This window comes from Christiangramia forsetii KT0803 (genome assembly GCF_000060345.1).
Lineage (GTDB): Bacteria > Bacteroidota > Bacteroidia > Flavobacteriales > Flavobacteriaceae > Christiangramia > Christiangramia forsetii.
The window spans coordinates 2725857-2739363 of sequence record NC_008571.1; the positions used below are offsets into that span (position 1 = coordinate 2725857).

Below are 13507 nucleotides of genomic sequence, written 5' to 3' on the forward strand. Positions count from 1 at the left end.
TATTTATTTAGAATGGGACGTAAGATGAATTCGTGCTCTTCCATTTAATTAGAACAGACACCAAAAACATAAAAAGTACAGTCCACATTGAATTTATGATTGAGAACACCATCATATCTGAAGTAAAAGAGGCCGGAACTGCCGACCCAACGGAAGCAAAAATTTCGGTCAAATCATTATTAGCCGAAACAAAAGCTATGATAAAGTTAATTATAGCTCCAACCAGCAAGTTTAAAGACCATATACTAAGCTTCGCTGTTCCAGGTCGATCTACAACATAATAATATGCGATAGTTAAAATTAGTGCTACAATAATGGAATAGAGAGCTACAGAAAAATATAAATCATTATTATACATCTGTTCTGAAAAGTCACCTAAATAAGCTCCTCCCCATAGTTCATAGAAATTTGCGATAAAATCTTTTAGCATTTTTTCGTTGTTTAATTTTGAGTTACTGGTATGGTGATATTAAAATATTTGTTGCTTCCACTTTGCTGTTCATAAGCCTCAGATATTCCTGAAACAAGATGACCAAAACTGAAAGTTTTTGTCTGTTCAAGTGAGTCGGACTTAATCTCGCGGTCATCATCACTATTAGCTTTTTCAACCCAATGCGGAATTCTTTTCTGTAATGAAAAATTGAGATTTTCCGATACAAGGCCATCAGCAGAAAACTTAATAGCATGTGTGTACTTTTCTCCTTTTATATCTACTAATGTTGAAGGATCCATTTTTACAACACCAGATTTCGAAAATTTTATATTCTTCCCTTTTACAACTCCTACTTCATTTATGCCGAATTCCGGATTAGAAAGTTTATAATTTTCCCCGTCCAAAATGTAACTTTGACTCACAGGCAATTTTTCCAAATCCACTAAAGCTATGAATTCCAGATTTCCAGATTTAGGATAACTTATAACCTCCAGGTCTCCGCCTCGAGTTTTTATTCGTCCATTATTCCCAGAAGTAATTACCTTAATTGGAATTGAGTTGAAATTAGCGGCAGTAAATAAAGCTTCATCTTCAAAACCTGAATTATCTTTGAGCTGTGAAGCAATCTCTGAGTTAAAAAGACTCAATAAATTTTTAGGGCCAATAACTATATAGTAGAATGGTCTTTCTTCTATATTCGTAATTTTTTTATTGTTATTATCGTAATAAAGACCATTAAAATTACTTCGAAATCGATATATTCTAGTATCGAGATCGTCATTTTTGCCGGCTTTCAAAAAAGCATTTTGTGTATATGTTTTTAACTTATTTAAGGCGGAAGGAACGTGACTTTCACCCTCAGGAGAATAAATAAAATCTGCCATAATAACTGAGATTGCATCACCTTCCTGATTTTCAAGAATTCTATCAAGTATTTCTTCAAAATGACTACTCCCTTTATTTCCTTTTCCCGCTGTATTTGGAGGTGTAAGTTCTTCAGAAATTTTAGTGGTTCCTACTCCAAAATCTGTCTTAGTTAGTTTATCGTTAATTAGATAAAATTCTGTTTGGAAATCAATCATATCTTCATTTTCAACAGCTACCAATAATTCACGGAACACGTCTTTAAAGCCGGTATTTCCATTTATATAACCATCCATACTAAGAGTGTTCTCGAAGTAAATTTTGACAGTGGCATCAAGAGGAAGAGTTTTTTTAATTCCTTTTGAGGAAGAAGTCGGAATAGGTTTATCATTCGAATCACATCCTCTGCAGCCATCACTTTTACATGATGAAAAGAGAATAAGTAACAAGAAAAAATATACAACAGAGGTTATCTGTTTCATAAAGTAGGATAGGTTAGTTAGTATTTGGTGTAGGGATAGCATAAATAATCTTTTTTTACGATTATTCCAAAATTTATGTTAATACTTAATACTAATGCTAATTAGTTTATAGAAATTTTAATTAATTAATGACTTCAAAATCCACGTTATCTAATTTATAACGTGATACTTAACACATTCCACCGAATCTTGTTACAATGCTTTATTCAAAATGTTAATTTTTCTAATACAATTCGATTTACTCAATCTCGAAGGGATTGATATTAGTTAAACTCCCCCTGCCACTGTCATTAGTATATTCAGTACTAAACCAATTCCGAGCCCCCATAAGGCAGCATGACAAGCAGACCTCGCACTATTTGGTTGAGTATTTTTTTTTGAGAAATATACAATCGCCCCGGCCAGTGGTATACAAAATGATAAAATGGTTAATCCGGTTCCGAGTTCATCCCGGTGGTCATTATGAGACATATAATAAATAATTTAGGTTAGTGATAGTATTAAATTTCCAATTTGTTTTCCCCAGATAGATATTAGAGACATACAGCCAATACCAGCGGCTAATCCAGTTATAAACCTTACTCCATTTGTACTTTCCCAATTAGAAAATGCCTGGGTTAAACCATCAATTATCGTTGGAAGCATAATAAATAAACTTAACCATAGGTTAAGAGTAAAAAAACTGAATAAAAAAATTGGAAAGCTTAAATAGCCTATATGGATACCCGTGCATCTCGCACAAACCGGGAATTGTTTACCCTTAAAGAAAAAAGATCTTTCAGGTAATTGATGGCAAAAAGAAAACTCCAGTTTTTTACTAAACATTTGATCTGTTCAATATCCAGTCGTAAAACTAAGGCCAACTAAAAAGAAGATCATACGGTTTCCCGTAAAATGAGAAATTAATTAGGTAAAATTAGTTCCTGACGTATTTATCAATCATATATTTTGTAATTGGCTTTAAGGTTTTTCCACTTACTGGATGTTTTCCTGGAGATGAGAAATACTCTAATCCCCCATTGCTTTTATAGTACCAAATTCGAACTTCACCATTTTTAAAAAAAGTTGTGGCCTCAGAAACTTCCACTTCTTTAAGGTTTCTATAGATATGTGGAATAAACTTTCGTTCTTCACTGCTTCCGCTGCATTCAGTTTTGATATAGTGATCATTACTCCAGATCATGCATTCTTCCTTCCCTCCTATATAACCCAAGTACGATGAAGTAGCTACCACCATAAGAAAGCTTAAAGCAACCATTAGTTTCTTATTGGAAAATAAATGACTCTTCTTTTTTTCTTCAAGTTCATTGATTTGGCTGGAAGTTGAATTCCATTTTATATAGCTATCATAACTCTCATAGCCTAAATATTGAGCTAAATAATCTTTTACTTTTTGATTTGGAGATGACTCACCTTTATAATACCGGGTTAAGGATTTTGTGGAAATCGAGTATTTGAATTTTTCAAAGATATAGTCAGATAAAAACTCTGCATTCGCATTGGTAGAGTTTCTTTCCGTTTCGGCCTCTGCTTTCTTAAAAGCAGCAATAATTATTTGGTGGGTCATTTCTTAGAAATTCAGCGATGTAAAACTAACAAATCTATTGGACATTCCGTTTGGACAGAAATGTCCAAAGCTTGTCCAGATCTTGTCTACCCTTGACCATACTGCCCTTATTTACTTTGCCCTGTGATTGATAAGTCAGTACAACTTACAGGGAAGTGAAGGACTTCTGGCTTATCAACTCATGACTTCCCACTAGCTCATTTCTGAGCTTAAAATCGAAAAACCCGCATAAGCCGGGTTAACAATCTAATGTCAATTTTTAAAAACTAAGTCATGAAAAAAATCAGTCTTCTACTATTATTACTTATTTCAAATTTATCTATTATTTCTTGTACAGAACAAAGTTTAGGTGAGGCTACAGATGAACCTCAAAGGCAATATGCTTCTGAAGGAGAAGAAGATCCAAATCCTCCATCTGAAGAGCCTCCCAGCAATGGTAATTAGTGCTTATTAAATAAGGCCGCTGTTATAGCGGCTTTTTTATTTATTTTCGCTTTATGAACCTACGCCCCCTGCTTCATACGTTTGGTATCTTTTGCTTTCTAGCGCTATCCTCGTGCACGAACAAAGAAATTTCTTCTAAATCCCAGATTAGAAAAGATTCCACTAGTTACTATTTTCAAAAAGGAAAGAATTCCGAAGAGATACAAGAAAAAATAATAAACTTTAATAAAGCTCTTCAATCCATAAAAACTATAGAGGATTCCCTTATGCTGGATATCCTGGACAACAAAATTTATTATCATAACCGCTTAAAAGAATATGACAGTTCCCTACATTTTGCAGATCGCCTTATCAAAACCGCCCAAATCCAGAATGATTCTGCTTTTATAGCCACGGGCTACTATCGAAAAGCATTTATTTTCCAATATTTAAATCAAAATGAAAAGCAATTTGAAAATACCTATGCCGCACGTGAGATCTATTTAAAAATTGGAGACACCGCGAGCGCAGGACGCAGGACAGCGGAAATGGCTAACGCCCAGAGTCAGTTGACCGATTATACTGGAGCGCAGCAAACAGCTACTGAAGCCCTGGAATATCTATCAGAAAATGATTCTGTTTATTTAAGCAGTATGTATAATACCATTGCCACCACATACAGAAACCAGGAATTTTATCAAGATGCGGCAAAAGAATGGAGAAATGCACTTAAATATGCTTCCAGAAGCCGGGATAGCCTAAGCAATCTGAATAATATTGCACTGGCACTTCAGGATGATAAGAAATTCAAAGAGGCTATAAAAATTTTTGAAAAAATCCTGGAAAATTCTAATCTCACAGATAGAAAATCCCGGGCTCGATTTATGGATAATCTTGCCTATACCAAATGGCTGCAAGATTCTTCAGCAGTTGTTGAAGATGAATTATTGTATGCAAAGGAAATTAGGCGCAAAGAAAACGATCGTAATGGTCTTTTGGCCAGTTATAACCATCTTTCAGATTATTTCAGAAATAAGGATACAAACCTTTCAAGAATATACGCAGACAGTTTATTAATAACTGCTATTAATACCGGCAGTAAGACAGCCCAGCTCAACGCAATCCAGAAACTAATACAACTTTCTCCAGCTAATAAAACAAAAGACCTGTCAGATAGATATATACAATTAAATGATGGTATAAGGTCTGAAAATATCCGGGCGAAAAATTTCTTTGCCAAGATCAGGTATGATGAGGAACAGAAACAAAAGGAGATCGATACTCTGGAAACACAAACTGCATTACAGCGCATAGAAGCTATGGAATTACAAAACCAGATAATCATTCTTTCTTTGGTAGGGCTGCTGATTTTGGTGAGTGGCGGATTCGGTTTTTATTATTTGAGGCAAAAACATACTAGAGAAAAAATTCGCGAGGCTCATCTAACTGAAACAAGAATTTCCAAGAAGATCCATGATGAATTAGCGAATGACGTTTATAATGTAATGAGTGGTTTGCAGTCTATTGTTCCAAATAATATGATAGATAAACTGGAACATATTTATGACCGTACCCGAAATATATCCAGGGAGAATAGTAGTATTCCTACCGGAACCAATTACCTGCCGCATTTACTTTCCACGCTTAGCGCTACGGTGCCAGACGATACCAGATTGATCCTACGCGGTGAAAATAGCATTAACTGGAATCAACTGGTTCCGGAAAAAAAGATCATTCTTTACCGGGTGCTTCAGGAAATCATGATCAACATGAAAAAACATAGCAATGCCAGTTTGGTAGCAGTGATCTTTTCCGAAGAAAAAAGTTTACTGAATATTAATTATTCAGATAACGGAACTGGCACCTCCCTGCAAAACCTGAAAACCGGCAACGGAATACTGAATATGGAAAACCGTATTCTTTCTATCAAGGGAAAACTTAATTTTGAAACCGAACAGGAAAAAGGCTTAAAGATATTGATCCAGATTCCGTCATAATTCTTTACATGTTTAAAAAAGTTCTGGTTGCAGAAGATATGGATAGTATTAATCATGCAGTAGCATCTGTCTTGAGGGAGCTTGATATTCCTGAAATTACTCACGCCCAATATTGTGATAAAGCTTGGCTTCTTGCTAAAAAAGCCTCACAGGATCATAAGCCTTTCGATTTGCTTATTTGCGATCTTTCTTTTAAACAGGATCATCGAGAAGAAAAAATCACTTCGGGAGAGGAACTCATCGCCAAATTAAAATCTGAAAACCCTGAGCTTAAAGTAATCGTGAATTCTATTGAAGATCATCCGCAGACGGTTAAAGATTTATGGAATTCAGGGCATATCGATGCTTATGTATGCAAAGATCGTCACGGACTCAAAGAATTAAAGGAAGCAATTCTACATTTGAATAATGGTGAAACTTATAATTCACCTTCTATTGAGAAAATCCTGAAACAAAATAACGTGCTCACTTTAAATGATTTTGAAATTAATATTGTAAAATTTCTCGCCAATGGTTTTACTCAGGATCAGATTCAGCAGGAACTAAAAAGTAAGAATATCAAACCCAGCAGTAAAAGTGCAATTGAGAAACGCTTAAAAGAGTTACGGGAAGAATTTCATGCCAATACCAATCCGCATCTTATTGGAATCATGAAGGATTTGAAGCTGATATAGATAAATTAAATTTCTTATCCAATTTAGTTAAATAGGGTCAATTAATGATTTAATGTAATTTTTCAATTATCTCACACGGCATTCCCTAATTCAAGACCTAAAATATTTGAAAGATTTTCTGGTATCTCCACATATGAGACCAACATGAAAATTAATCAGGAAGCATGAATTATGGTTATAATAATATGGCTTCCATGAAAAATAATTACTTTCAATATTTACTCATGAAAAATGATTACTTTTTTAGAGGAAGCAGAGTCATTTTTAGTAAATATGAATGTATGATTATAAGGTTCGGTCAAGAAACCACATCATATATTATACAGAATTTTTGTATATCTCTTTTCTTTCTATAGCTTTAAAAATCACAGGACAAGCTTAGGACCGGACATTTTCTGAATAAATTCTGGCAATATAGTTTTCCTTCTTCAGAATAATAGTTATCATCAGTGAATCTAATGATCACCAAAATATTTTTCGGAAAAACAAAGATCCCTTTAATCATATTGGAATTAAGACAATGAATAATGGCGATAGTTTGTGACTTGCATAACTACCACCAATTTCCACTAGAATATCTATAAAATTAGCGATGCTACCAGCCTTCACTAATATGAGTGGTCTGATATTGATTCATACATCCGTAAGTACTACCCGCTAATATTTGACCATCCGCGTAAAACATCCAATAGCCACCAGAACCCGCCCCAGGCAAATTTATAGCAGCAATGCCCCTGCCTTTAAATACATAATCCTGGCAGTCCAGCCAACCATAATTATCAATTAGAGGAGTAAAACTATAATTTCCTTCACGTATAAAAGTTCCATCTTTAGAATAGGTATCATAAGTGCCATTATCATTAAACTTAACTTTTACTATGCTCCCATTTGGCTCTCCGTAATTGCCGCCCTCGATAGTGAATTTTTTATTTACAATTTTTGCATACGCCTCGTTGGTAAACGTTAAGTCAAGGTTTATGGTAATAACTCTATCATTAGTTGCGTCCCTGATGTAAATTGGATAATTATTAACAGTAAGGGTATCAGCAGATGTGGGAACCTCCCCCAGGATTACGTTGGACCATTCATTTCCATTATCTAATAAAATTGGCTCGTTATCTAAAAATACACGATAGTAATGACGTACAAAGTTAGGTGCCGTATATGAATCCCTATTACTAAGTGTTTCAACTGGTACTATTTCGCCATAGTTTGGATTTTTTATAAACTGGATTTTATAATTATAATTTTTGTGAAGCCTTACTGCGAATTTTCCCTCCAATTCGTTGAATTCATCAGTATAAGTGAATTCTAAAAAAGTATCCAGGTAATTTTCTGTAGAATTTTGATCTGCATAACTGGCATTAATCAATATGTGACCATCGCTAAAGCTAACATTGTTCAAATTAATCCGGGAATCACTAATGGTAAATTCTGAAGCATAAAAAATTGTCTGATTTGCAGGCATTTTTTCAACCTGTGCTGAATCTGGAAAAAAATCTCTTTCAAACAAAGATACATTTGAAAACCATATTTCATCGTCTACAAATTGTATTGCACTATTTAGCTTTTCCAATCTTTCATTGAACGTTGAAAAACTTTCAAAGAAGTCTTTTAAATTTTCATTTGTATCATTCTTATCTGAACTTATAATAGCTCTTTCTCTAGTTTCAAATGGAAATACCTCATTCTCATTATTGTATAACTCCAATATATTATCTTCATTCTGCGTAGATAGCGAAGATTCAATCGAATTAATAGCTATATCCACTTTTTTCAGCGTAGATGCAGATAACTGATCTTTATATTCATAGGACTTGTACAACGCAATAGTGGAGATGGCTACCAATCCTGATTTGGAGATGAGTTCAGGGTCGATGGTAGCTGCCACGGTAGCAGTAGAAAATGTAGTTACAGATAAAATATATTTCCCAACAATCGCCAGCTGGTCGTTATTACTACTCTCATAGTCATCTAAAACTGTATCATCCATAAATGATTTATTGGCTAAGTATAATTTTGCCAACACCATCTTACCGTCATTAGACAATGTTTGGTAGTTTTTTTTGAAAGCTTCAAGAATTGCTAAGACGTTGGCGCCCTTTTCAGATGCTGGATTTATCGATTCTTCAAAAGCTGAAATATTATCAAAGAATGGTTCTAGAGCCTCCTCCGCACTATTTGTTATTGTCGTTTCTGAAATAGTTACAGATAGTACATAATCATCTATACCAGAAATTTTTATTTCCTGTTTACCTAAACTGGTGTCCCCAGGAATTACTAAAATATATTCAATAGCATTGAATTTTTCAATGGTAATTGCCTGCCCATCCAACGTTCCTTCATACTGTTGTGCAGCCAATTTTTCACTATTAAACCTAATAATTTCTTGGGTATTGACATCCCCCAAATCTAAGGTTTCAACCTGTTGATTTTCCTCCTCCGCAGGCTCTTCTGTCTCTTCTGCTACTTCTTCTCTCTCGATAACAGGATCTTCTTCTGTTTCGCAGGCAGTAATAAAAAATACCAAAGACAGTAAAAACAGGAATTTTTTCATAATGAATACTTTAATAGCAAACATAGAACATCTAACTCCACCGGAAAATACCCTTATGTGGGTATATATTGATTTTAAATTTTAGGGCCGCATTGAAGTATACGGATTTTTATCCAATTTAGATATGGATTATTCTAGTGCATAACTAATCATCGAATAAATCTAAACTAACCGGTTTTTGCATTACTAATTTTTAATAATCCAGTCTAAAAATTTAAAACAGATATTTGAATCTAATTTACCTTTGTGAAAAATATTGAGTTTACCAATTGTACAATAGTGGTTTCTATCAATAAATCTTTTAAAATCAAGATACTTTGCAGACCATTTGAAATGGACTAAATTAAATCAAGAACTGATTCACGGCCAGGTCGCTGAAAAATTGAGTATAGCTATTGAAAACCGCTTTTGGAACGAACATAATTTTATTTTTAAAGACGGGGATTCGTCTTAGCATGCCAAAGGAGCTACGTCACTTTACATTAAATTTATGCCCGATATTACCGGTCCCCGCCTGATTCCCTTGAATATGGCCGAACCTACGCTGATTTTTGAAGGTAGGACCACCCAAAATAACCTTGGTTTAGCCCCACATAGTGCGGTAAGGAATATGAGCCGCATCCAACATAAGCACAAACTGACTGAAAATAGCGATCAAAAAATTTTCACAGAAGAAACCAGAAACCTGGATATCCGGTTTTTTCCAGAGATTGATATAATTGAGGTTGTTCATGCGCAATATTGTGACAAAGCATGGCTTCTTGCTAAAAAAGCCTCGCAGGATCAGGAAGCTTTCGATTTACTTATTTGTGACATTTCATTTAAACAGGATCATCGGGAAGAAAAAATAACTTCGGGAGAAGAACTCATCGATAAATTAAAATCTGAAAACCCTGAGCTTAAAGTAATCGTGAATTCTATTGAAGATCATCCGCAAACGGTAAAAGATTTATGGAATTCAGGGAATATCGATGCTTACGTTTGCAAAGATCGCCACGGATTAAAAAAATTAAAGGAAGTAATTCTACAATTGAATAATGGTGAAACTTATAATTCACCCTCGATTGAAAAAATTCTAAATCAGAATAATGTGCTAACATTAAACGATTTTGAAATTAATATTATAAAATTTCTCACCAATGGTTTTACTCAGGATCAGATTCAGCAGGAACTAAAAAGTAAGAATATCAAACAGTAAAAGTGCGATTGAAAAACGCTTAAAAGAGTTACGTAAAGAATTTCATTCCAATACCAATTCGCATCTTATTGGCATTATGAAAGATTTGAAGCTGATATATAAACCTGCCAGTTACAATATTGAAAAAAGTAAATCAGAAACAGACTTAGGAATCTGGTAAAACAATTAATTGGACTGGTATCCTCAGAGTGATTTTAAGCTTAAAGAAGTGACATCTACCATAGCCCCACAAAATATCATGACCCTACCCATAATATTTCATTTAAAGCAAAACCGTTTAAGGCGTAGCTGCCACTTTCTCTAATTTTCTATAAAACTAAATTTTATGTTAAAGCGAAAGATATTCGTTTAGTAAACGTATGGAATTTGGAAGTAATCGTCAAAGCTTTAGTTTCAGAATAACGGAGGTGCCTTTATTTTTTTCTGAAATTATTTGGATTGCTTCTTCAACCTTGTAGCCCAGCAATGTTAATCGCTCTTTTACTAAGGTAACACCTTTAGATTCATGCAATTTATTGGTGGGACCGTCCTTAAATCCAATCCCATTATCCTCAATTTCACATTGTAAAATATTGCCGGGAAGCAACTTAAAATAAATTTTTAAAGTGGGATCGGGTACACCGGGTGGAAAAGCGTGAACAAAGACATTCTCCACAAATGACTGTAATAACATCGTAGGAATTTCAATATCATAAGGATCAATTAAAGGGTCTATTTCCGTGATCACCTTAATGGTATTGTTAAACCGCGTATTCTCAACCTGGATATACAACTGCAAATACTCAATTTCTTCAATTAATAAAATACCCGGTTTAGTACAATGATCCAGATTAAGCCTGATCAATTTGGCGAAATCCCCTAAAAACAGGGTGGCATTATCTATATCACGATCCAGGATATAGTATTGAATAGAATTCATGGCATTAAAAATAAAATGCGGATTCATTTGCGCCAGAAGAGCTTCCATTTTAGTTTCTTCAAAACGCTTCTGGATCAATCCCTTTTGTTCTTCAAATTGTTTTGTTTGCCTAATTTGAAATTTATACATGCTATAAACCATGACAGTTATTATGCTTGCAATTAGCAAAGCAAACCACCAGGTTTTCCAAAAAGGCGGAAATATAGCCATCTTTAATAGCGGCCGGGTATACCTTAAACCGGTACTTTCATCTAAAACTTTTACTTCAATACCATAATTATCAGGTGGCAGGGAAGGCAGGAATATTTCGGGTTCGGAGGTAGAGAGACTCCATGGCTCATCAGCATCTAATCGATATTGATACTTTAATTTATTCGGATAAGGATGGGCATTGGTACTGAATTTCAGCAATACTGTATTCTCATCGTGTGCCAGATCTAACTGATTTATATTAGATAATGATTCAGAAGTAAACTCACTGTTATTGATAAAGATTTCGTTCAATTCTATTTTATCGACCAAAGCCTGAGTATCACTAACTGCATCCAGGTCTATATTATAATACCCATTATCGCTTCCTATAGACAGCGTATTTTCACTCAAACGGGCACTCAGCAAAGGTGGCTCCAGTGCCTGTTCCCTATCTATAAAAATAAAGCGGTCGTTTTTAAATAGCGTCAATCCTTTTTCTGTTCCAATTAGTAAAGTTCCCTTATAGGCCTTTAGAAAAGAAATCGAATTTCCCTGAATTTCTGCCCTCGGTATTTTCTTTAGTATTTCAAATGTATTCTCATCATTAACGATAAACACATCCCCAAACTCATTTGCAATAGCGAGATTGTTATCTAAGGTGCTGATGTGTTTTAATTTCTTTTCCTTCCAAATTCCATTTTTCAAATAAGACTTAAACCCATTATTCTCCCAAACATAAAGACCTGAAAATACAGACAGAAAATAGGTTTTATTTTCCCTTTGCATACTGCTCACTATCATAGTGGGTGTATGCGGGTCTTCTTTTTTGTAATGAGTATATCTCAATGAATCCAGGTCACTATAGATCCTAACGCCACCATAAGGATTCGTTTCTATAAGATTTCCAGATCGGGTAAAATTAATCTCTTCTGAATGTAAGGGTAAATATCGCTGCAATTCTCCGGTATCCTTTATTGCGAATAGTCCGATATTCGTATTTATCCAGTAAATATTCTGGAAGACCTTTAGGTCATAAAAATGAATGTTTTTAGCCCTGGTAGTATAGTCCAGTTCATAAAAATCATCCTGATGTTTTGGTAATGGAACTTTAGTATTTAGAACATAGTTCTCCTGCCATTTTTTAAATTGGGACAGGCTAATCGTCTGTTCTTTTTCTGCTACTTTTATAAGAAGGGCATCGTTAATTAATACTGCGGAAGAATTTTTAGTCTCTGCAAATCCAAGGACATTTTTTCCTTTAATGTCATGGAATTTAATTTGAGGATTTAAAGAAATTTCAAACAATCCGGCATCCTTGGTTCCTACATATAATTTTTCAAAGCCTGGATCATAAGCCAGGGAAATTACTTGCTTACTGGGAATATTGAATTCGGAAGCTCTGGAAACTAAAGCATTATTTACCAGTTCATAAATTCCTCCGTTAGGGTCGTATATTCCCCAGGCTGCCGCAAAAATTTTATCGTCCCTGCTTTTAACATAATCCCAGATAATAGAATAACCAAGCTTATTTGATGAAGAAGCATTATTATCTACATAATCTGCAAGCCTAATTTTCGAAAAGAAACCCTTATTACTGCTGTAAATACTATCCCCATCTTTTAAAACTGAATAAATGAATTTATGATCATTCACTTTAATCAGCACCGGTTGACTCTTATTAATTATTTTGAAGATGCCTGAATTGTACGTGACCACGTAAATTTCTTCCTGGTATTCAAAAAAATCCTGAACTCTAAAAAGTTCCTTTCCAGTAGGGATATTTAAGGAACATACTTTAAATGTATCTATGTCAATTAAGGAAACGCCGTTACTTGTTCCCACGTACATATAATTTCTATGAGCATATAGTTTGGTTATTTCGTTATGAACCAATCCATCTTTTTCTGAAAGCACTTTAAAATTAAACCCGTTATAAATACTAACGCCTTCGCCGTAGCTGCCAAACCATAGGTTTTTATTTTTATCTTCTGCAATTGCCCAGCAGCTATTGAGAGCTAATCCGTTTTCTTCAAAAAAATATTTAAAAACATCATTTTCTTTTTTAACCAGGCCATTTTCGGTGCCTATCCACAGAATATTATTACTGTCTATCAGCAAGGATCTAACCGCGTTATTTGGCAATTCATTAGCTGCAGTATAATTTATACTGGGATAGTTTTGGGAAAACATAAGGTTCGCCC

The 13507-nt window shown here is 34.4% G+C and carries 11 protein-coding genes; 4 read left to right on the top strand and 7 right to left on the bottom strand.

Annotation, left to right across the window (positions count from 1 at the left end; all coding sequences use genetic code 11):
• Positions 1-7: 7 nt before the first annotated feature.
• The 5 genes from GFO_RS12325 to GFO_RS12345 form a co-directional block, all read right to left on the bottom strand.
• Positions 8-430 carry a hypothetical protein gene (locus GFO_RS12325; protein WP_011710473.1) on the bottom strand — a complete coding sequence of 141 codons (423 nt, stop codon included), beginning with the start codon at positions 428-430 and terminating at the stop codon, positions 8-10.
• Between the two features lie 11 nt (positions 431-441).
• Entirely contained in the window at positions 442-1779 is a 1338-nt protein-coding gene (locus tag GFO_RS12330) for a hypothetical protein (protein WP_041250122.1), read from the bottom strand.
• A gap of 267 nt (positions 1780-2046) precedes the next feature.
• Entirely contained in the window at positions 2047-2250 is a 204-nt protein-coding gene (locus GFO_RS12335) for a hypothetical protein (RefSeq protein ID WP_011710475.1), read from the bottom strand.
• A gap of 12 nt (positions 2251-2262) precedes the next feature.
• Positions 2263-2604 carry a DUF2085 domain-containing protein gene (locus tag GFO_RS12340; protein WP_011710476.1) on the bottom strand — a complete coding sequence of 114 codons (342 nt, stop codon included), beginning with the start codon at positions 2602-2604 and terminating at the stop codon, positions 2263-2265.
• 91 nt (positions 2605-2695) lie between these two features.
• Positions 2696-3346, bottom strand: a complete 651-nt coding sequence (locus tag GFO_RS12345) for a hypothetical protein (protein WP_011710477.1) — start codon at positions 3344-3346, stop codon at positions 2696-2698.
• A 273-nt stretch (positions 3347-3619) separates the two neighbouring features.
• Between GFO_RS12345 and GFO_RS17760 the strand changes: the two genes are divergently transcribed.
• Genes GFO_RS17760 through GFO_RS12355 form a run of 3 tightly spaced genes read left to right on the top strand, consistent with a single transcriptional unit; the run spans position 3620 to position 6440 of the window.
• Positions 3620-3790, top strand: coding sequence for a hypothetical protein (locus GFO_RS17760; protein WP_011710478.1), 171 nt, complete (start codon positions 3620-3622; stop codon positions 3788-3790).
• 53 nt (positions 3791-3843) lie between these two features.
• Positions 3844-5766, top strand: a complete 1923-nt coding sequence (locus tag GFO_RS12350) for a tetratricopeptide repeat-containing sensor histidine kinase (RefSeq protein WP_011710479.1) — start codon at positions 3844-3846, stop codon at positions 5764-5766.
• An 8-nt stretch (positions 5767-5774) separates the two neighbouring features.
• Entirely contained in the window at positions 5775-6440 is a 666-nt protein-coding gene (locus GFO_RS12355) for a response regulator (RefSeq protein WP_011710480.1), read from the top strand.
• 595 nt (positions 6441-7035) lie between these two features.
• Here the strand turns inward: GFO_RS12355 and GFO_RS12360 are convergent.
• Positions 7036-8997 (bottom strand): hypothetical protein, encoded by a 1962-nt coding sequence (locus GFO_RS12360; RefSeq protein ID WP_041250123.1) that lies wholly within the window; start codon positions 8995-8997, stop codon positions 7036-7038.
• A 490-nt stretch (positions 8998-9487) separates the two neighbouring features.
• Here GFO_RS12360 and GFO_RS18085 point away from each other — a divergent pair, with 490 nt between their 5' ends.
• Complete coding sequence (locus tag GFO_RS18085; protein ID WP_011710483.1) at positions 9488-10195, top strand: response regulator transcription factor; 708 nt, start codon at positions 9488-9490, stop codon at positions 10193-10195.
• Between the two features lie 379 nt (positions 10196-10574).
• Here the strand turns inward: GFO_RS18085 and GFO_RS12370 are convergent, their stop codons facing one another.
• On the bottom strand, positions 10575-13496 hold the full coding sequence (locus tag GFO_RS12370) for a sensor histidine kinase (protein ID WP_229664725.1): 2922 nt from the start codon (positions 13494-13496) through the stop codon (positions 10575-10577).
• Positions 13497-13507 lie beyond the last annotated feature (11 nt).